Source organism: Zestomonas insulae, assembly GCF_016901015.1.
Taxonomy (GTDB): domain Bacteria; phylum Pseudomonadota; class Gammaproteobacteria; order Pseudomonadales; family Pseudomonadaceae; genus Aquipseudomonas; species Aquipseudomonas insulae.
Genome location: NZ_JAFEUP010000002.1, coordinates 165,862 through 183,808 on the forward strand (window position 1 = coordinate 165,862; position 17,947 = coordinate 183,808).

The window sequence follows — 17,947 nt, forward strand, 5'->3', positions numbered from 1 at the left end:
TCCTTCAGGCGGTTTCCAGGGGAACGGTCGCCGCGTGCGTCGCCAGGTGGGCGGCGGCGCGGCGGCCGGAGTAGATGCAGTCGGCCAGCGACAGGCCGGAGACGTACAGGTTGGAGGCGATGCCCACGGCGTTGCGGCCGGCGCTGTACAGCCCGGTGATCGGTTCGCCGGCGTGGTCGAGCACCCGTCCGCTGCGCTCGCAGACTTTCAGCCCGCCGAGGGTGATCGCCGGGCAGGGGAACAGACGGCTGTCGAACGACAGGTCGAGGGCGTACCAGGGGCCTTGGCTGAGATCGGCGCGCATCGCCGGCGACTTGCCGAAGGCATCGGCTTCCTCGCCACGTGCGCCGCGGTTGTAGGCGGCGAGGCTGGCTTCCAGTGCGGCGGCCGGCAGGCCGAGGCGTTCGGCCAGCGCGGCCGGGCTGGCCGCGCGCTTGGCGTTGAACAGCAGGTTGAGCAGCACCGGCAGGCGCTGGAACTGCCAGACCTTGCCGGGGCCGACCTGGCGCAGCGCCTCGCGGACCAATGCCTTGTTGAGAATCAGGATGGCGCGGCCGCCCTGTTCCTCGACCATCGCGTGGCCGAGGGTGGCGCCGTACACCTCTTCGTTGGCGTAGCGGCGGCCCTGACCGTTGACGATCAGGCCGCGCGCCCAGGCCAGCGGCGGGTTGATGAAGCGCCAGGCGCTGACCTTGTCCATCCGCGTCGGCACGCCGCCGGCGCTCTGGCCGAGGGCGATGCCGCTGCCGTCGCAGCCAGTGGCGCCGAGCGGCAGGCCGGCCAGGTAGTGCGGCGCGTGCTGGGCGACCAGCGCGCGGTTGAAGATGAAGCCGCCGGCGCTGAGCAGCACGCCACGTTCGGCGCGAATCAGGCGGCGCTCGGCGTGCTGCTGTTCGAGGCGACGCAGCCTCACGCGCAGCCGCTCGGCCAGCGCCGGGGCGTACATGTGGATTGCCGTGGCCCAGCGTGCCAGGCGCGCATGTTGGCGCGCGGCGCGGCTGCCAACGGGCAGTTGCCAGGCTTCGACGCCGAGCACCCGGTCGCGGCCATCGAGCACCAGGCGGCGCACCGTGCATTGCCCGTGCAGGCGCACGCCGGCGGTCAGTGCGGCGTTGTGCAGCGCGGCGAACAGCGCCGCGCCGGACATGCCGCGGCCCTTGGCGCGATGCCCGCGCGGCGCGGCGGCGGCCTGTGCGGCATAGGCGGGCACCGCCTCGTTGCCGGAGTAATAGAGGTAGTACTGGTCGCTCGGGTAGGAGGTCTTGTGCGGCGGCACGCTGGCCTCGAACTGCACGCCCTGGCGCTGCAGCCAGGCGAGCTGGTCGCAACTGCGTTCGCAGAAGTCGCGCAGGGTGGCCTCGCTGACCGCCTCGCCGACTTCGTTGCGCAGGTAGGCGTGCATCGCCGCGCTGCTGTCGGCGTAGCCGGCCTGCTGCTGGTAGGGCGTGCCGCCACCGGCGTACACTACGCCGCCACTCAAGGCGCTGGCGCCGCCACCGGCGAAGCGGTCGACGGCGAGCACCTGCAGGCCGTGGCCAGCCGCCTCGATCGCCGCGCTGGCGCCGGCGGCGCCGAAGCCGACCACCAGCAACTCGCAGCGCTCAGCCCAGGCGAGCGAGTCGGCGTGCTCCACGCGCAGCGGCGGCAAAGCCTGAGTGCCGTCCATGAGGCGTGCTCAGCCGGCGGCCGCGAGCGACGGGGCGGGCGCGGCAGTGGTGGTGTAGCTGCCGTCCAGGTAGACCAGCGGGCTGATTTCCGCGCTGTTGTGAATCTGCTGGATGCGACCGATGAAGATGCTGTGCGTGCCGTAGCTGAACTGGCCGTCCTGGCGGCAGAGGATCGCCGACTGCGCGTCGCCCAGATAGGGGATGCCATCGGCGCTGCTCAGCCAGTTGCCGCGCTGGAAGCGCGCCTCGCCTTTGATCGGCCCGCTGCACAGGTGCGACAGCTCTTCCTGTTCGAGGCTGAGGATGTTCACGCAGAAATCCGCGCCGGCCTCCAGCACCGCGTGCAGCGAGGCGGTCTTGTTCACGCAGATCAGCAGCGACGGCGGCTCGGTGGACAGCGAGTCGACCGCGGTGGCGGACATGGCGAAACGCTCGCGACCGTTGCTGGTGGTGATGATGGTCACCGACTTGGCCAGGCGGCGCATGGCCTGGAGCATTTCGGCTTTCAGATTGTTGTCGTTCATCGCACGGCCCTCTGGTTGTGCTGGCAGTGCGACAGATTCTTGCGCCGCCCACCAGCGCCAACATCGTCCGAGGGGACTAGGCAGTTCACAGCCTCGCTGGACGGGCGAGACGCATAGGTTCGTAGGATGGGTTGAGCTTGCGATACCCATGCCGGCCATCGATGGGTATCGCTTCGCTCCACCCATCCTACGAGTCGCGGCGGCCGACGCCGACATGGTCCGTTTGTAGGATGCCGGGTCTTTTCCGGGTTGTTTGAATGCCCGTGTAGGGGCGCTTGCTCGCCCCGCTGCACGCGCGCCCCGGCGGACGGGGTGACCCAAGGAGAACAACAAGATGCTCGACCAAGACCTGATCCGTCAGCGCCTGCGCCAACGCGCCCGTGAGCTGGTGCCGACCCTGCGCGAGCGCGCCGCCCAGGCCGCGCAGAACGGCCAGCTGCCCGAGGAAACCATTCGCGATTTCCACGACGCCGGCTTCTTCCGCATCCTCCAGCCGGCGCGCTGGGACGGCTACGAGCTGGAGCCGCGCGACTTCTTCGACGTGCAGATGACCCTCGCCGAAGGCTGCATGTCGTCGGCCTGGGTGCTCGGCGTGGTGGCGATCCACAACTGGCAGCTGGCGCTGTTCGACGACCGCGCCGCGCAGGACGTGTGGGCCGAGGACTCCAGCGTGCTGATCTCCTCTTCCTATATGCCGGTGGGCAAGGTCGAACGGGTCGACGGCGGCTTCCGCCTGTCCGGGCGCTGGGGCTTCTCCTCGGGCAGCAAGCATTGCCAGTGGGCGTTCCTCGGTGCCATGGTGCCGCCGGCCGAGGCGGGCGGCGCGCCGGACTACCGGACCTTCCTGGTGCCGCGCAGCGACTACCAGATTCTCGACAACTGGAACGTCATGGGCCTGGAAGCCACCGGCTCGCACGACGTGCTGGTGGAGAACGCCTTCGTCCCCGAGTACCGCACGCACCGCTCGATCGACGGCTTCATGCAGAACAGCCCGGGCAACGCGGTGAATACTGCGCCGCTGTTCCGCCTGCCGTTCGGGCAGATTTTCGTGCGTGCCGTGTCGTCCTCGGCGATCGGTGCGCTGCAGGGCGCGGTCGACCTGTTCATCGAGCACAACCGCGCGCGGGTTGGGGTCAACGACGGGCGCAAGATGGGCACCGACCCGGCCGCGCAGAACGCCCTGGCCAGCGCGATGGTCTGCGTCGACGAGTGCAAGACCGTGCTGCTGCGCAACTTCGACCTGATGCTGCAGCGCGCGCAAAGCGGCGCGCCGCTGGAGATGAGTGAGCGGGTGAAGATGCGCTACGACTCGGCACTGGTCGCCGACAAGTGCGCCAAGGCCGCCGCCGAGCTGATGTTCAACAGCGGCGCCTCGACCATCTTCAAGAGCCACCCGATCAACCGCGCCTTCCGCGACATCCACACCGGCCGCGCGCACGTCGCCAACAACCCGGCCAAGTACGCCTGGAACCTCGGTGGGGTGAGCATGGGCTTGGATTCGACGGACTTTTTCCTCTGAGCGGGCTCCGTCCCTCACCCTAGCCCTCTCCCTACGGTGTTGCAGGCTTCGTCACCCCTCTCCCATTCATGGGAGAGGGGCCGGGGGAGAGGGCAAGGGCAGGCAGCGCGGAGTTTGAATGAGAGGAACGTAGCCCGGATGAAATCCGGGGGAGCCGTCGACTCCGCCCCTCACCCTAACCCTCTCCCGAAGGGAGAGGGGATTGGTCGGTGTTGTATTGACGCACAGTGTCACGGTCGAGGCTCGATCACTCCCTCTCCCCTCGGGAGAGGGCGGGGGTGAGGGGCCGATCGCTCCCGCTGCTTCAACCTTGATGACCCGACGCCCGCCCTTGCGCGGGCGTCGTCGTTTCCGCCCTTCGGCCACTGCAAACAGTTCGATTCGAGTAGTCCGTTTGCGGGATTCGGGGCCTCCGGCGATCTCCGAACATGACCCCAAGGCGCCCGTTGCGACCGCCGACCGACCCGTCAAGAACAACAAGGACCAGCCATGAAATTCTCCCTGATTTACGAAGCCCAGACGGTGGACTCCAGCCGCGCCGGCGACCGGCGTATCTTCGATGAAACCGTCGAACAGGCGGTGCTCGCCGACCAACTCGGCTTCGACACCTTCTGGTGCGTGGAACACACCGCGCTGAGCAACTACTCGCACATGTCCGCGCCGGAAACCATGCTGGCCTTCGTCGCCGGCAAGACCGAACGCATCGGCATCGGCCACGGCGTGGTCTGCCTGCCGCCGGCGATGAACCACCCGGTGAAGGTCGCCGAGCGCATCGCCACCCTCGACCTGCTGTCCAAGGGCCGCGTGCACTTCGGCGTCGGCAAGGGCGGCACCCAGCAGGAAGCCGGCACCTTCGGCTATGACCTGGCGACCCTGCAGCCACAGATCGACGAAGCCATGTACCTGATCCCGAAGATGTTCGTGCAGGACGAGATCGAGCATAACGGCGACTTCGTGAAGATCCCCAAGCGGCCGATCCACCCCAAGCCGTACCAGGACCCGCATCCGCCGATGTACCTGGCCTGCACCAACACCGAGTCGCTGAAGAATGCCGGCGGCCGTGGCATGGGCGCGCTGGTGCTGGGCTTCGGTGGTCCGGAGGAAATCGCCAAGAAAGTCGCCGTGTACCACGAGGCCTGGGACAACCGTGACGAGAAGCAACAGGTCGGCTTCCGCCCGAATCGCCACATCGCCGCGCTGTGCCCGGCCATCGTCCTCGACGACAACGAGACCGCGCGCCGCATCGGCATCCGCGGCCAGCGCTACTTCATGGAATCGCTCGGCTACTGGTACGGCGGCGGCGAGCGTCCGGACCCGGAGAAGTGGAAGGACGACACCTTCGTCGACGGCAACGGCCAGAGCGTGATCAAGTCGCGCTTCGCCTCGGAAGAGGTGACCGTGGACTTCTCCGACCCGACCATGGCGATGATGAACCCCAACCACGCCTACGGCACGGTCGAGGACTGCATCGGCTACGTGCAACGCCTGATCGACGCCGGCGCCGACGAAATCCTGTTCATCTGCCAGATGGGCACCGTGCCGCAGTGGGCACAGCTGGAAACCCTGAAGAACATCGGCGAGAAGGTCATTCCTTACTTCCGCAACCGCGCCTGACCGCCAGCGCGATCAACACCACGGGCCCTGCGGGGCCCGTTTTCGTTGCCGCTCGGCACCGCCGCTGCGCGCCGACCCAGCGCTCAGCGCGTGCCGCGGCACCGCGCTGGCATCGCGCGCTTTGCATCAATCGCTGACAGTTTATGCATTGGACCTTTTCACCCCGCCTCCCAATACTCAGTCGGGAGCGTTGTCGCTCACGTTGCCGCTCCACAACAAAAACGACTCTCCGAGCAGCCCTATGGACAGAGCAATGCAACGCGCGGGATCAATCGCCTTGAGCTTCAGGCCCGGCATCAATGCCGCCGGCCACGCGTTTTCCGCTGCACCCGCGTCCGTCGCACCGTTGCCGAGCCGCCAGCGGCTGGCGATGCCGTGGCCCCACGGCTGCCTGCGAGTCGTTATCCCATCTGAGCTCGCTCGGCGGCCGTGGCCGCCGACATCACCTGGAAATCAACGATGCGTGCATTCCCGATCCGCTGCCTGGCGCTGCTGTCCCTGGGCCTGTTGAGTCACCACCCCGCGATGGCTGCCAGCACCCCCACATTCGCCGATGCCAAGGCCTCCGACCCGATCACCCTGGGCCTGATGCAGGGCACCCCGCCGCCGGCGGACAAACAGGTGAATTTCGCCAACTACCTGCAGTTCCCCAACACCCGCTGGGCGTTCTCCCATCAGCGCGAACTGGTGCCGACCGCCAATATCGCGCGCGGCCAGGGTGCGGTGAGCGAGCTGCCGCGCGCCGAGCGCAGCGACCTCGACGGCGTGCAGTTCACCCCGCTGGGCGGCACGCAGCCGATGACCTGGGGGCAGTCGCTGGCCGCCAACTACACCGACGGGATCGTCGTGCTGCACCGCGGCAAGGTGGTCTACGAGCGTTACTTCGGCGCCCTCGGCGCGCAGGGCCAGCACATGGCGATGTCGGTGACCAAGTCGTTCGTCGGCACCCTGGCGGCGATGCTGGTCGACGAGGGCCGGCTGAACCCGGCTGCCGAGGTCGCCAGCTACGTGCCGGAGCTCAAGGACAGTGGTTTCGGTCATGCGACGGTGCGCCAGGTGATGGACATGACCACCGGCATCCACTACTCGGAAAACTACGCCGACCCCAAGGCGGAAATCTGGGAGTACGCGCGCGCCGGCCATGTGCTGCCGCGTCCTGCCGGCTACAACGGGGCGAAGACGCTCTACGAGTTCCTCCAGAAGGTGCAGGCGGAAGGCGCGCACGGCGACGCCTTCGCCTACAAGACGGTGAACACCGACGTGCTGTCGTGGATCATCCAGCGGGTCACCGGCCAATCGATCATGGCCAACCTGCAGGAGCGCATCTGGAGCAAGCTGGGCGCCGAACAGGACGCCTATATGGCCGTCGACGAAAGCGGCACCGGCTTTGCCGGTGGCGGCCTCAACCTGTCGTTGCGCGACATGGCGCGCTTCGGCGAGATGCTGCGCCTCGACGGCCGCTTCAATGGCCAGCAGATCGTCCCGGCCGCGGTGGTCGCCGACATCCGCAACGGCGGCGACAAACCGGCCTTTGCCAAGGCCGGCTACACCACACTGCCGGGCGGCAGCTACCGGAACATGTGGTGGGTCCTGCACAACGCGGACGGTGCCTACTCGGCGCGCGGCATCCACGGTCAGGCCATCTACATCGACCCGAAGGCGGAGATGGTCATCGCCCGCTTCGCCTCCCACCCCCTGGCGGCGAACGCCAACCTGGACCCCACCTCGCTGCCGGCCTACGAGGCCGTGGCGAAGCAGCTGATGGCCAGCGACGCACGCTAAGCGCTGCCCAGCCAAAGGTCCGCAGCCGTTTCGGCGTGCGGGCCTGTACTTGGCTGGCCGGATGAAGGCGCTGATGGAGCGTGATAGCCACGGCCGCTGCGCGGATAGTTGTCCCATTGGCAAACTGACTGTGTAGAATCCCGCGCCCGAAAAATGCCGGAGACAACACGTTGGTTATTCACTTCTTCACGTCGCCAGAGAATGTTGCGTGCGGACGCACGGGTTCGAGCCTGAACGGCACCCAGGATATGGTGCAGGTTTCCTGCAAGCTCTGCCTTCGCACCGTTGAAAAGCAAGCGGATGCGCCTGCGCGCAAGACCCCCAGCCTGGCCGAGCTACGCGCTGCGGCAAAGGCAGAGAAGGCCGCGGCGGCTGCAGCTGAAGTTGCCAAGTCGACCCCAGCCCTGACCCCGCGCGCCGAGTGGCAGAAGCGCTTGGAGCAATTGCCCGGCCGAAATCGTCTGCCGCGTGGCGTATCGCGACAGACCTTCATCTAACGCTGAGATGATTGTTCGCTGTGGTGGCGAGGCGTCATCTTGCCACCATTGCGCTCCCTGACTGGCTGACCATACTCCCCGCGCGCCATTGGCCTGACCGGCGCATCGGGCAGATGAGGGGCCGGTCGGGTCAGTGGTGCGCCTAAGGGACTATTCTGGTAACTCACAATTTGGAGGTGAGGTATGGAACTGAATCAACCCACGCAGCAATTGCGCAAAGAGCTGTTCGACATGGCGCATCGAACCGAGAACCTCGCGCTTGAACTCGGGAGAATTGCCGAGCTGTTGCCCGAGGAGGCGGCATTTGCCTTGCTCGGTGCCATCGGCACGATGTTCAAGGATGCCGATCGTCTCCGGGCTATGGGGCAGTCAGCGAGCGACGGCCGCATTGTTGTGGCGTCGGCCGCGTAGCGCGCTTGGCTCACTCCCCACAATGCCGTCGGATTCGTGCAGCCACGAGCGGCTGCGGCGGGCATTACTGCTGCTGGATCATTGGTGTCTGGGCGGCAGGGCCGGTGGATAGATGTCCTGAGCGAGCGGCTGCTTGAGGCCAAAAACGGACGCGACGGCCTACTTTCGCTACTGCTGCACCATCAAACCCCAGAAATGACGAGGCCCTGTAGATACAGGGCCTCGTCATTTGGGTTCTGGAGCGGGCGAAGGGAATCGAACCCTCGTCATGAGCTTGGGAAGCTCAGGTAATGCCATTATACGACGCCCGCTTTGCGGGTGACTTTGTACCAGAAAGGCGGGGCGAATTGAAGCCCGCTCCGAGCGCGACGCTCGGGACGGCCGGGCCTGTCTTCGCGCACTCACATTGCCATCGCCGGAATTTCGCCAAGCGGCTGCCGTTGTTCGCGGCTGCGGCTGGGGGCGGTTTGCAGGAAACCGAGCAGGGCGTGCTGCATCTGCAGCCAGGCGCCTTTGTGCTCCATGTCCAGGAAGTGCCCGGCGTTGTCGATGGTGGCGAACTGGCAGTCATTGATGTAGCGGGCGAATAGCCGGGCATCCTGCGGCGCGGTGTACTCGTCGCGATCACCGTTGACGAACAGCAGGGGGATCTCGATGCCGGCCAGGCAATCCAGCTGGCAGTGGCTGTCGAGGTTGACCACCTTGTGGATGTGCGCGTGCATCTGTTGATACTCGTGACGATCCAGGCTGCTGATGTGGCGGTGGTTGTAGCGTTTGAACAGCGACGGCAGGTGCTTGCCGATGGTGTCGTTGACCAGATGGCCGATGCCGTCGCGGTCGCAGCTTTGCAAGTAGCCGACACCTTTGCCCAGGTAGTCGAGCATGGCGTCGTTGAGCAGCGGCGAGAACGAGCTGATCACCGCCTTCTCGATGCGTGCCGGTTGCTGGGCGAGGGCCAGCAGGGCGGCGACGCCACCCCAGGAGAACGACATCAGGTAGTTCACCCGGAAGTGCTCGATGAGACCGAGGAGGATCTCGGCCTCGTCTTCCTTGCTGATCGGCTGCTGGTTGAGATTGTGCGCTTTCGACTGCCCGGCATAGGGCTGATCGTAGAGCACCACGTTGAACTGCTGTTGCAGGTACTTGACCGTCTGCGCGAATGAGGCGGTGGTTGCCAGCGAGCCGTTGACCAGAATGATGGTCTTGCGGGCGGCCGGGCAGGAGTAAAACTCGGTATGTACGTTGTGGCTGTGTACGTGAACGACCGCGGTTTCTGGCCTCATGTCGTTTTCCTCCTGGCGCAGTTTGGGCATGGCGGACGGGATCACCGTTCACCGGGCTTAATGGGCAGTCAGCTAAGCGCCTGGACATGACGAGCTAATGTCAGGCTGGAGGTTTTTATTGGGATGTGGCTCGAACGGTCAGGACCGCAAAGCGTTCCGTCAGCCGCCGCCGGGTGAGGCGGGGTGGGGGGCTTTGCCAGGCAGGGGAATCCAGTTTTGCGCAGAGCGCAGGTAACCGCGGAACGCTTAGATGGTCGCCGGTGACTTGTAAGTCACACTCTGACCTTATGGGCTGATTTAAGCAGGGTGCCCTTGGACGCGCAAGAAGCTTCAACGCCTTTTTAAGGATCAATAAGGCATAAGCCCGGCGTATTTCCATGTGCCGATTACACTGGGTCTGACAGCTCGAAAATGCAGTGGCCGGAAGCTGTCGCTCCTACTCGACAGGGATTGCACCATGCGCATGAACGCTTCCGCAGCGCCACCTCTTCGCCGCTGGCATTGGCTGCTGGTGCCCTTGCTGGGTAGCCTGCTAGCTGCCGTCCAGGCGGACGAGGTGGCGCATGGTTATGGCTGCGATCGGCCGATCCGTTTGGCGCTCTATGAGAACCGGGTGTTCTACCACGACGCTCAGGGCATCGACCCCGACCTGGTGGCCGAACTGCGGCGCCGCAGCGGCTGCGCCTTCGAGGTCTCGGTGATGCCGCGCAGCGACATCTGGCGTGCCTTGCAGGCTGGCACCCTGGACATGGCTACCAGCGGCATCGCCACGCCGGAGCGTGAGCGCTTCGCCTACTTCGTGCCGTATCTGTACCTGCGCAACAAGCTGATCGTGCCGGCCAGCCTGGCGCCGCAGCTCGTCAGCATGAGCGATTTCGTGCAAATGCCTGGCGCTCGACTGGGCATTATCGCCAGCTACCGGCACGGCCCCTTTATGGACAGCAGCGTGCGCATCCTGCGTTTGGCCGGACGGGTGTCGGAGTACCCGGACGAGGCGACGCGTTTTCGCGCGCTGGCGAGCGGTGAGGTCAGCGCGCTGATCGGTCATGACCTCAACCTGGATGGCGCGGTGCCGGCGGCAGAGCGGCTCAACTATCGTCTCGTCGATGTCGCCCCGGGGCCGGCGATCCCGCATGGCCTGGTCCTGGCCCGCGCGCACTTCAGCGCGCCGCAGGCGGCGCAGTGGCTGCGGCTGATCGAGGCGATGCGCCTGGATGGGCGGCTGGCCGGGATCATGCGCGCCAATGCCCCGCAGCCGGCGGCGGATGAACTGCTCAACAGCGGCTATCACTACGAATTGGCCAAACAAGGACGTCAGCCATGAACAATGTGGGACGCGGTATTTCGTTGCAGGTGCTGATCGCCATCTCGATCATGCTCAGTACCCTGCTGCTGGGGGCGGCGCTGGCCTATCAGGGCTATCGCGGCATCCAGCAGACCCTGGTCGCCGCCGCCGGGGATTCCGCGCAGCTGCTGGGCAAGACCATCAACGAACGGGCGCGGCGGCTGATCGATCCGGCGCAAAGCTCGATCCGCCTGCTGACCTACGATGATGTCGCCCAGGCCGACAACCTGCCGCAGCGCCTCGAGCGCTTGCCGCTGCTGGTGGAGAGCCTGGATGCCAACAAGATGCTCAGTGCGGTGTACGTCGGCTATCCGAACGGCGAGTTCATGCTGGTGCGGCGGCTGCGTGGTGCTGAGCTCAAACAGCGTTTCGCCGCGCCGGACATGGCGGCCTTCCTGGTGCAGACCATCACCGCGGGCGAGGGCGGGGCGATGCTCGGCGAATGGCGCTTCTTCGATCGCCAGCTGACCCTGCTGAAGGCCGAGCTCAAGGCGGACTACCACTTCGATCCGCGCACCCGGCCCTGGTTTCAGGACGCGATTACCCGCTCCGAGACCGTGCTGACACGTCCCTACGTGTTCTTCACCACCGGGCAGATCGGTCTGACGCTGGCCCAGCGCAGTGTCAGCGGGGCCGCGGTGATCGGCATGGACGCCTCGGTGGACGACCTGGGCGGCGAGGTGAAGGACTTGCGCATGACTGCCGGCACCGAGATGGCGGTGGTCGACGGCGAGGGCAGCGTGGTGGCCTACCCGGACCTCAAGCGGGTGGTGGTCACCGACAACGACGGGCCGCGGCTGTCGAAGATTGGCGAGCTGGGCGTCGCCAGCCTGACCCAGTTGTTCGGCGAGTCGGCCGCTGGCGAGACCCCGTACAAGTTTCGCGTAGATGGTGCGGAGTGGTACGGCATGCGTGCGCCGCTTTCCACCTTCGCCCGGCAGGATGTGCGCGTGCTGATCGCCGTGCCGGCCAACGAGCTACTCGCCGGGGCGCGCCAGGTGCTGGTCGATCAGGTGCGCTGGGCGGCGGTGCTGATCGCTTTGCTGCTGCTCATCGGCTGGGCAGTCGGTCATCGCATCGGCCGGCCGCTGCGCGCCTTGGCCGATCAGGTGCGCGCCCTGGCCGGCTTCGATTTCAGCCGCGAAGTCGGCGTCCGCTCGCGGGTCACCGAGGTGCGCGAGCTCAGCCATGTGATCGGGCGCATGTCGCGGACCATTCACAACTTCCAGGCCATCACCCTCAACCTGAGCCGCGAGACGCGCCTGGACCGCATGCTCGGCGGGGTGCTGGAGCGCCTGGTGGATGCCAGCGGCGCGAGTGGCGGGGCGGTCTACCTGACCGATGAAAACGACGACAGCCTGCGTCTTTCCGCGCAGTGCCAGGGCAACGGCTACCCGCCGACCCTGTCACTGGTGGCGCGCAGCCACGAGGATCTGGCCGCCGCGGTGGCGCAGGCGTTGGATAGCCATGCGCACTACCTGGCGGTGGCATTGAATGATCGCAGCCATGAGCTGCTCGGCATCCTGGTCCTGCAGCTGGCGCCCGAGCACGAGGCCGGTGGCACAGTGCAGCAGCCGTTCCGCAAGTTCGTCGAGGAGCTGTCCGGCGCGGCGGCGGTGGCCATCGAGACGCGCCAGTTGATAGAGGCCCAGCAGCGTTTGCTGGACGCCATCATCAAGCTGCTCGCCGATGCCATCGACGCCAAGAGCCCCTACACCGGCGGGCACTGCGAGCGTGTACCGCAGCTCGCGCAGATGCTGCTCGACAAGGCGGTGGCCAGCGACAGCGGGCCCTACGCCGACTTCGCCATGAATGATGCCGAGCTGTACGAGTTTCGCATCGCCGCCTGGTTGCACGACTGCGGCAAGATCACCAGCCCGGAGTACGTGGTCGACAAGGCGACCAAGCTGGAGACCCTGTACAACCGCATCCATGAGGTGCGCACCCGCTTCGAGGTGCTCTGGCGCGACGCCGAGATCGACTACTGGCAGGGGCTGGCCGGCGGCGGTGATCAGGAGGCGTTGCAGCTGACCCTGGAGCGACGGCGCGCCGAGCTGCAGGAGGAGTTCGCCTTCGTCGCCAACGCCAACATCGGCGGCGAATTCATGAAGGACGAGGACGTCGCGCGTCTGCAGCAGATCGGTGCGCGGCGCTGGCAACGGCACTTCGACGACCGCCTGGGGCTGTCCCATGACGAGTCGGTGCGCCTGGCGGCGGTGCCGGTGCCGCTGCTGCCGGTGGACGAGCCGCTGCTCGCCGATCGCCCTGAACACATCGTGCCGTGGGGCGAGCGCAAGCCGCCGGTGGCCAAGGACGATCCGCGCAACCTGTGGGGCTTCGACATGCGCCTGCCGGCGCAGGCCTACAACTACGGCGAGCTGTACAACCTCGGCATCCGCCGTGGCACGCTCAACGAGGAAGAGCGCTTCAAGATCAACGAGCACATCGTGCAGACCATCATCATGCTCAACACCCTGCCGCTGCCCAAGCACCTGCGGCGCGTGCCGACCATCGCCGGCAACCACCACGAGAAGATGGACGGCACCGGCTACCCGCGGCGCCTCGGCAAGGACGACATGAGCATCGCCGAGCGGGTGATGGCGATCGCCGATATCTTCGAGGCGCTGACCGCCGCCGACCGGCCGTACAAGGCGCCGAAGACGCTGTCCGAGTCGGTGAAGATCCTCGGCTTCATGGCGCGCGACCAGCACGTCGACCCGCAGCTGTTCCGCCTGTTTCTCAGCAGTGGGGTGTACCGCGAGTACGGCGAGAAATTCCTGCGTCGCGAGCAGATCGACGAGGTGGATATCCAGCCCTGGCTGGACATGGTGGATGGCGCGTAGCCGGCGGGCGCCGCTAAGGCGCCGCCGATCTTACTTGCTGGCGAGGGTCTGCTCGGCCAGCGGGCAGCTCTGCGCGCTGAGGAAGCGCGAGTTCTTCAGCCAGTCTTTCTGCGGGTAGTAGGCGAACACGTAGCTGCCGCGCTTGAGGGTTTCGATCAGCTTGCCGGCGATCGCCGGGCGGACGGCCGGGCAACCCTGGCTGCGGCCGAGACGGCCGAGGCCCGGTACGACCTTGGGGTCGGCGTAGGCGGCGGCGTGCATGACAATGGCGCGCGACATGCTGTTGTCGTTGAAGCCCGGTTCCATGCCCTGCAGGCGCAGCGAACGGCCGTGCTTGCCGCTGTAGGTCTGGCCGGTGTGGAACAGGCCGATCGACGACTGGTAGCTGTTCGGCCGGTTGGAGAACGAAGTCGGCACGTCGGCGCCGCTGTTCTTGCCATGCGCGACCCACTCTTCGAACAGCAGCTTCTTGCTCTTCAGGTCGAACACCCACAGGCGCTTGTCGCGCGATGGCCGCGAATAGTCGATCACCGTGAGCAGCTGCTGGGCGGTACCCTGGCTGGCGCAATCGTAGGCGGTCAGCGCCAGGCGCAAGGCGTCGAGACTGGCGTTGGGCGCCAGGCGATGCAGTTCTGTGGCGCTGGGCAGCGCCTGAGCGTGAGCAGTTTGCCAGCCACAGCCAGCCGCCAGCAGGCCAATACTGGCCGCGCAGAGCCGCAAGGCTCCCCCCAATCGGTCAATCATTCCCCAATCCTGCACAGTCTTTATGGTTATGGACCCGCCGCGGCATTGTGCTTGAAATTTATACAGATTCCGATCATTTCTTGACCGACGGCACAACCTTGTCGGCCTCATCCGTGCTGATTACCGTGAGGTGACCATCGCTGCGGGTGTCCTGGGTAGAGCGCAAATCGGTGATCGCCAGGGTGGTGCCGACATCCATCGCCTGGTGCAGTTTGCGCAGGAATTCCGGGTCGACGCTGATCTGCCCGAGCTGGTCCTGCGGGGTGCTGCCGAACTCCGGATTGCTCAGCTGCACCGCCGACCAGCGCAGCGGCGGCGCCGGGTCGAACTCGGTGGCGGTGGGCTTCTGCAGCAGCGAGAACACCGCCATGCCGTGGCGCTGGCTGGCGCTCTGCGCCACCACCGGCGCGGCGCCGATCAACTGGCCGCCGCGGAACACATAGGCGCGCAAGTCGGCGCGGCTGATCAGGATCGACAGCGGCCCCTTGGCCTCGCCCGGGTCGTTCAGGTAGGAGTCGCCGGCCACCAGCGGTGCGCCTTCGACCTTGCCGTTGCCCACCAGCGGGGCGATCAGGCCGGGGTGATAGACCTCGACCGGGGCGCTGTTGACGTCGGAAATCACCACCGTAGTGGTGCTGAAGCCGGTGATCGCATAGAGCTTCTTGGCGAACTCGGCGGGCATCCGCACGCAGCCGTGGGAGGCCGGGTAGCCCGGCAGGTTGCCGGCGTGCAGGGCGATGCCGTCCCAGGTCAGGCGCTGCATGTAGGGCATCGGCGCGCTGTTGTAGAGGTCCGAGTGGTGGTTGACGCTCTTCTGCAGAATGGTGAAGACGCCGGTCGGCGTGTCGTGGCCGTGCTTGCCGGTGCTCACCGTGCTGACCCCGATGGCGACGCCGTTGCGGTACACGTAGGCGCGTTGCTCGGTGAGGCTGACCACCACGGTGACCGGGCCCTGCGGAGAAACCTGCGGCAGCCAGAGGAACTGCCCCGGCTTCAGCGCATTGAGGCGGCTGCGCAACTCATCGGTGGTCGGCGCCTGCAGCGGCGAGGCGACGCTGAGCGTGGCAAAGATCAAGGTCAGGGCGACCAGCAACTGTTTCATCGGGACCTTCCTGGAGGGTGAAACGGGACGACGCCGTCGGGTGAGCTTGCCTGGCAGCTTAGTCAGCGGATTTGCCGCCAGGCAAATGCGTGGCGACGCCAGTGCTAGAGCGCTTGCCTGTGGATGAGGCGGGGGCGGACTAGAAGGCGGCGATTTCGCCGGCGCTCAGCGCGCGGTAGCTGCCTTCGGGCAGATCGCCGAGCTCGAGAGCGCCGACGCGCTCGCGGTGCAGGCGCAGCACGCGGTTGCGGAAGTGGCCGAACATGCGCTTGACCTGGTGGTAGCGCCCTTCGAGGAGGGTCAGGCGGGCGCTGTGGCTGCCGAGGATCTCCAGCGCGGCGGGGCGCGTGGTGATGTCCTCGTAGGCGAAGTACAGGCCGCGGGCGAAGGTCTCCACATACTCGGCGTCGATCGCCTGCTCGGTCTCGACGTAGTAGACCTTGGGCTTCTCGCTCTGCGGCAGGGTCAGGCGCCGCGACCAATGGCCGTCGTTGGTGATCAGCAGCAGACCGGTGGTGGTCAGGTCGAGGCGCCCGGCCAGGTGCAGTTCGTGGCGGTCCGGCTCGTCGAGCAGCTCGAGCACGGTGCGGTGCTCGGGATGCTCGGTGGCGCTGACCACCCCGGCCGGCTTGTGCAGCATGAAGTAGCGAGCCGGCTTGCCGGCCTGCAGCAGCTCGGCGTCGAGCTCGACGCGGTGAAACTCGCGAATCTCCAGCAGGCCGTCGCGCACCGTGGCCCCGTCCACCCGCACGCGGCCGGCGGCTAGCGCCAGGCGGGCGTCGCGGCGATTGCTGTGCGGCAGGTTGGCGAGCAGCCGATCGAGGCGCATCAGTCTGCCTGTTCCGGCGGCAACAGCTGCGCGCAGCGCGGGCACAGGCAGGCACGGCGGCGCAGTTCGGGCGGGATGCGTTGCAATGCTGCGGGGTCGATCTTGGCAGTGAAGCACCAGCAGTCCTCGCCAGCGCGCGCCGGGTCGCTCTGGGTGCAGGTGTTGGATTGGCCGCACAGCGGGCAGCGCGAGGGATCGACGGTGGTCATGGCGACGGATGCGGGGGCAAGGGCGCTCAGGGTGCAGCGCGGCCGGCGTGAAGGCAAGGCTCGCCAGCCGGCCGGTCAGTGCCCGGCCGGTTCCACGCAGACGCGGTTGCGCCCGGACTGCTTGGCCCGGTACAGCGCGTGGTCGGCACGCAGGATCAGGCTGTGCAGGGTGTCGTCTTGACGCAGATCGGTGATGCCGATGCTGGTGGCAATCTGCAGATTCGCGCCGTTGTAGGCGAACTGCGCGGCATCGATCTGCTGACGCAGCTTTTCCGCGAGCTTGAAGGCGGCGTGGTGATCGGTGTCCTTGAGCAGCACGATGAACTCCTCGCCCCCCCAGCGGCAGAGGATGTCGGACTGCCGCAGGCTGTTGCGCAGCAGGCTGGCGAAGCCGCGGAGCACCTGATCACCAGCGAGATGGCCGTGGGTGTCGTTGAGCACCTTGAAGTGGTCGAGGTCGATCAACAAGGCACTCAGTGGGTTCTGGTTGCGCTGCGCTTCGCGCAGGGCCTGGCTCGCCAGCAGGTCGAAGCCGTGGCGGTTGGGCAGTTCGGTCAGCGCGTCGGTGGTGGCCAGCGCCTCGATGTTGCGCTGGTAGCGGCGCACTGCCAGACCGACCAGGCCGAGCACCACCGCGGTGATCAGCAGGCAGGCGAGCAGGTTCAGGTAGAGGCTGTGACGAATGCCGGCGAAGGCCTGGCGGTCGTGCTTGTCGACGAACAGGTACCAGTTCAGCTCGGGAATGAAGCGCACGTTGAGGAAGTGCCCGCGGTCGCGCTCCTGATACTCGAAGCTGCCGCTCTGCGGGGTCGGCAGCTTGTGCAACAGGCTTTCCAGGCCGGCGATGTCCTGCAGCGACTGGCCGACCCGCGCGCCGAACGGCCCACCCTCGGCGCCAGTCAGGGTCAGTTTGCCCTGGGTGTCGACGAAGTAGATGCTGCGGTCGTACTTGCGCTGGTACTGGTCGATCAGCTTGACCACCGCGTCGACGGTCAGGCCGACGCCGGTGGCGCCGATGAACTGGCCGTCGTAGTCGAGCACCTTGTAGTTGATGAAGAAGGTCAGGCGGTCCTGGTTGGCCATGTCCGGATCGACATTGATCTCGTAGGGTTCCTGCATGGCGCGAACGCGGTAGTACCAGGCATCGCGCGGTTCGTCCTCGCGCACCTGCTTGAGCACGCCCTTGGCCTGGTAGTAGGTGTGGGTGCGTTCGGAGATGAAGAAGCTGGTGAACGCCCCGTAGTGGTTCTGCACCTCGTGCAGGTAGCGGGTCAGCTGGCCGACGTCCTGCTCGCCGCTCATTACCCAGTCGCGCACGAAGGTGTCGCGGCTCATCATCGAGGAGATCAGTACCGGGCGGATCAGGTCCTTCTGGATTTCCGAGTAGACCGTGTCGGAGGTCAGCGGCAGCTCGGTGTTGACGATGCTGTCGCGAATCGCGTCGCGCGAGGCGTAGTAGCTGGCCAGCGAAGTGGCGAGGAAACCGCAGACGAGGAGGAGGCAGAGCAACACGAGCAAGGACAGCCGAGGGCTATGCAGGGAGCGCTGCGCCATGAAGTCATCCAGCAAACAGAAAGG

At 66.5% G+C, this 17,947-nt stretch carries 15 protein-coding genes and 1 tRNA gene; 7 read left to right on the forward strand and 9 right to left on the reverse strand.

Features of this window, described 5'->3' with window-relative positions; genetic code table 11:
- Positions 1-4: 4 nt before the first annotated feature.
- Both JQX08_RS06535 and JQX08_RS06540 read right to left on the reverse strand, forming a co-directional pair.
- Positions 5-1,666 (reverse strand): FAD-binding protein, encoded by a 1,662-nt coding sequence (locus JQX08_RS06535; protein ID WP_204915481.1) that lies wholly within the window; start codon positions 1,664-1,666, stop codon positions 5-7.
- 9 nt (positions 1,667-1,675) lie between these two features.
- Positions 1,676-2,191 (reverse strand): flavin reductase family protein, encoded by a 516-nt coding sequence (locus JQX08_RS06540; RefSeq protein ID WP_204915482.1) that lies wholly within the window; start codon positions 2,189-2,191, stop codon positions 1,676-1,678.
- 334 nt (positions 2,192-2,525) lie between these two features.
- On the opposite strand from JQX08_RS06540, the gene JQX08_RS06545 reads away from it, so the two are divergent.
- The 5 genes from JQX08_RS06545 to JQX08_RS06565 all read left to right on the forward strand — a co-directional run bounded on the left by JQX08_RS06545 (position 2,526) and on the right by JQX08_RS06565 (position 8,014).
- Positions 2,526-3,710 carry a flavin-dependent monooxygenase gene (locus JQX08_RS06545; protein ID WP_204915483.1) on the forward strand — a complete coding sequence of 395 codons (1,185 nt, stop codon included), beginning with the start codon at positions 2,526-2,528 and terminating at the stop codon, positions 3,708-3,710.
- Between the two features lie 489 nt (positions 3,711-4,199).
- Positions 4,200-5,324, forward strand: coding sequence for an LLM class flavin-dependent oxidoreductase (locus JQX08_RS06550; RefSeq protein WP_204915484.1), 1,125 nt, complete (start codon positions 4,200-4,202; stop codon positions 5,322-5,324).
- A 459-nt stretch (positions 5,325-5,783) separates the two neighbouring features.
- Positions 5,784-7,106, forward strand: coding sequence for a serine hydrolase domain-containing protein (locus JQX08_RS06555; RefSeq protein ID WP_204915485.1), 1,323 nt, complete (start codon positions 5,784-5,786; stop codon positions 7,104-7,106).
- 170 nt (positions 7,107-7,276) lie between these two features.
- Complete coding sequence (locus JQX08_RS06560; RefSeq protein WP_204915486.1) at positions 7,277-7,603, forward strand: hypothetical protein; 327 nt, start codon at positions 7,277-7,279, stop codon at positions 7,601-7,603.
- Between the two features lie 183 nt (positions 7,604-7,786).
- A complete protein-coding gene (locus JQX08_RS06565) occupies positions 7,787-8,014 on the forward strand; it encodes a hypothetical protein (RefSeq protein ID WP_204915487.1) in 228 nt (75 codons plus the stop codon).
- 237 nt (positions 8,015-8,251) lie between these two features.
- On the opposite strand, the gene JQX08_RS06570 is transcribed toward JQX08_RS06565, so the two are convergent.
- Together JQX08_RS06570 and JQX08_RS06575 are read right to left on the reverse strand one after the other, a co-directional pair.
- Positions 8,252-8,325 (reverse strand) — tRNA-Gly (locus tag JQX08_RS06570).
- 90 nt (positions 8,326-8,415) lie between these two features.
- Positions 8,416-9,297 (reverse strand): alpha/beta fold hydrolase, encoded by an 882-nt coding sequence (locus tag JQX08_RS06575; RefSeq protein WP_204915488.1) that lies wholly within the window; start codon positions 9,295-9,297, stop codon positions 8,416-8,418.
- Between the two features lie 457 nt (positions 9,298-9,754).
- Between JQX08_RS06575 and JQX08_RS06580 the strand changes: the two genes are divergently transcribed.
- Both JQX08_RS06580 and JQX08_RS06585 read left to right on the forward strand, forming a co-directional pair.
- Entirely contained in the window at positions 9,755-10,621 is an 867-nt protein-coding gene (locus JQX08_RS06580; protein ID WP_204915489.1) for a substrate-binding periplasmic protein, read from the forward strand.
- On the forward strand, positions 10,618-13,485 hold the full coding sequence (locus JQX08_RS06585; RefSeq protein ID WP_204915490.1) for an HD domain-containing phosphohydrolase: 2,868 nt from the start codon (positions 10,618-10,620) through the stop codon (positions 13,483-13,485). Before JQX08_RS06580 ends, JQX08_RS06585 begins: the two co-directional genes overlap by 4 nt.
- 30 nt (positions 13,486-13,515) lie before the next feature.
- On the opposite strand, the gene JQX08_RS06590 is transcribed toward JQX08_RS06585, so the two are convergent.
- From JQX08_RS06590 to JQX08_RS06610, 5 genes are all read right to left on the reverse strand, one after another.
- A complete protein-coding gene (locus JQX08_RS06590; protein ID WP_204915491.1) occupies positions 13,516-14,229 on the reverse strand; it encodes a murein L,D-transpeptidase catalytic domain family protein in 714 nt (237 codons plus the stop codon).
- 73 nt (positions 14,230-14,302) lie between these two features.
- The gene (locus JQX08_RS06595; RefSeq protein WP_204915492.1) at positions 14,303-15,331 is read right to left on the reverse strand and encodes a L,D-transpeptidase; all 1,029 of its coding nucleotides are present in this window, start codon (positions 15,329-15,331) and stop codon (positions 14,303-14,305) included.
- A 139-nt stretch (positions 15,332-15,470) separates the two neighbouring features.
- Entirely contained in the window at positions 15,471-16,160 is a 690-nt protein-coding gene (locus JQX08_RS06600) for a pseudouridine synthase (protein ID WP_204915493.1), read from the reverse strand.
- On the reverse strand, positions 16,160-16,369 hold the full coding sequence (locus tag JQX08_RS06605) for a cysteine-rich CWC family protein (RefSeq protein WP_204915494.1): 210 nt from the start codon (positions 16,367-16,369) through the stop codon (positions 16,160-16,162). Before JQX08_RS06605 ends, JQX08_RS06600 begins: the two co-directional genes overlap by 1 nt.
- A gap of 75 nt (positions 16,370-16,444) precedes the next feature.
- A complete protein-coding gene (locus JQX08_RS06610; RefSeq protein ID WP_204915495.1) occupies positions 16,445-17,923 on the reverse strand; it encodes a sensor domain-containing diguanylate cyclase in 1,479 nt (492 codons plus the stop codon).
- Between the last annotated feature and the right edge of the window lie 24 nt (positions 17,924-17,947).

Coding starts and splice junctions, on each gene's coding strand:
- JQX08_RS06535 (WP_204915481.1), bottom strand. CDS start 1,666: ATGGACGGCACTCAGGCTTTGCCGCCGCTGCGCGTGGAGCACGCCGAC.
- JQX08_RS06540 (WP_204915482.1), bottom strand. CDS start 2,191: ATGAACGACAACAATCTGAAAGCCGAAATGCTCCAGGCCATGCGCCGC.
- JQX08_RS06545 (WP_204915483.1), top strand. CDS start 2,526: ATGCTCGACCAAGACCTGATCCGTCAGCGCCTGCGCCAACGCGCCCGT.
- JQX08_RS06550 (WP_204915484.1), top strand. CDS start 4,200: ATGAAATTCTCCCTGATTTACGAAGCCCAGACGGTGGACTCCAGCCGC.
- JQX08_RS06555 (WP_204915485.1), top strand. CDS start 5,784: ATGCGTGCATTCCCGATCCGCTGCCTGGCGCTGCTGTCCCTGGGCCTG.
- JQX08_RS06565 (WP_204915487.1), top strand. CDS start 7,787: ATGGAACTGAATCAACCCACGCAGCAATTGCGCAAAGAGCTGTTCGAC.
- JQX08_RS06575 (WP_204915488.1), bottom strand. CDS start 9,297: ATGAGGCCAGAAACCGCGGTCGTTCACGTACACAGCCACAACGTACAT.
- JQX08_RS06580 (WP_204915489.1), top strand. CDS start 9,755: ATGCGCATGAACGCTTCCGCAGCGCCACCTCTTCGCCGCTGGCATTGG.
- JQX08_RS06585 (WP_204915490.1), top strand. CDS start 10,618: ATGAACAATGTGGGACGCGGTATTTCGTTGCAGGTGCTGATCGCCATC.
- JQX08_RS06590 (WP_204915491.1), bottom strand. CDS start 14,229: ATGATTGACCGATTGGGGGGAGCCTTGCGGCTCTGCGCGGCCAGTATT.
- JQX08_RS06595 (WP_204915492.1), bottom strand. CDS start 15,331: ATGAAACAGTTGCTGGTCGCCCTGACCTTGATCTTTGCCACGCTCAGC.
- JQX08_RS06600 (WP_204915493.1), bottom strand. CDS start 16,160: ATGCGCCTCGATCGGCTGCTCGCCAACCTGCCGCACAGCAATCGCCGC.
- JQX08_RS06605 (WP_204915494.1), bottom strand. CDS start 16,369: ATGACCACCGTCGATCCCTCGCGCTGCCCGCTGTGCGGCCAATCCAAC.
- JQX08_RS06610 (WP_204915495.1), bottom strand. CDS start 17,923: ATGGCGCAGCGCTCCCTGCATAGCCCTCGGCTGTCCTTGCTCGTGTTG.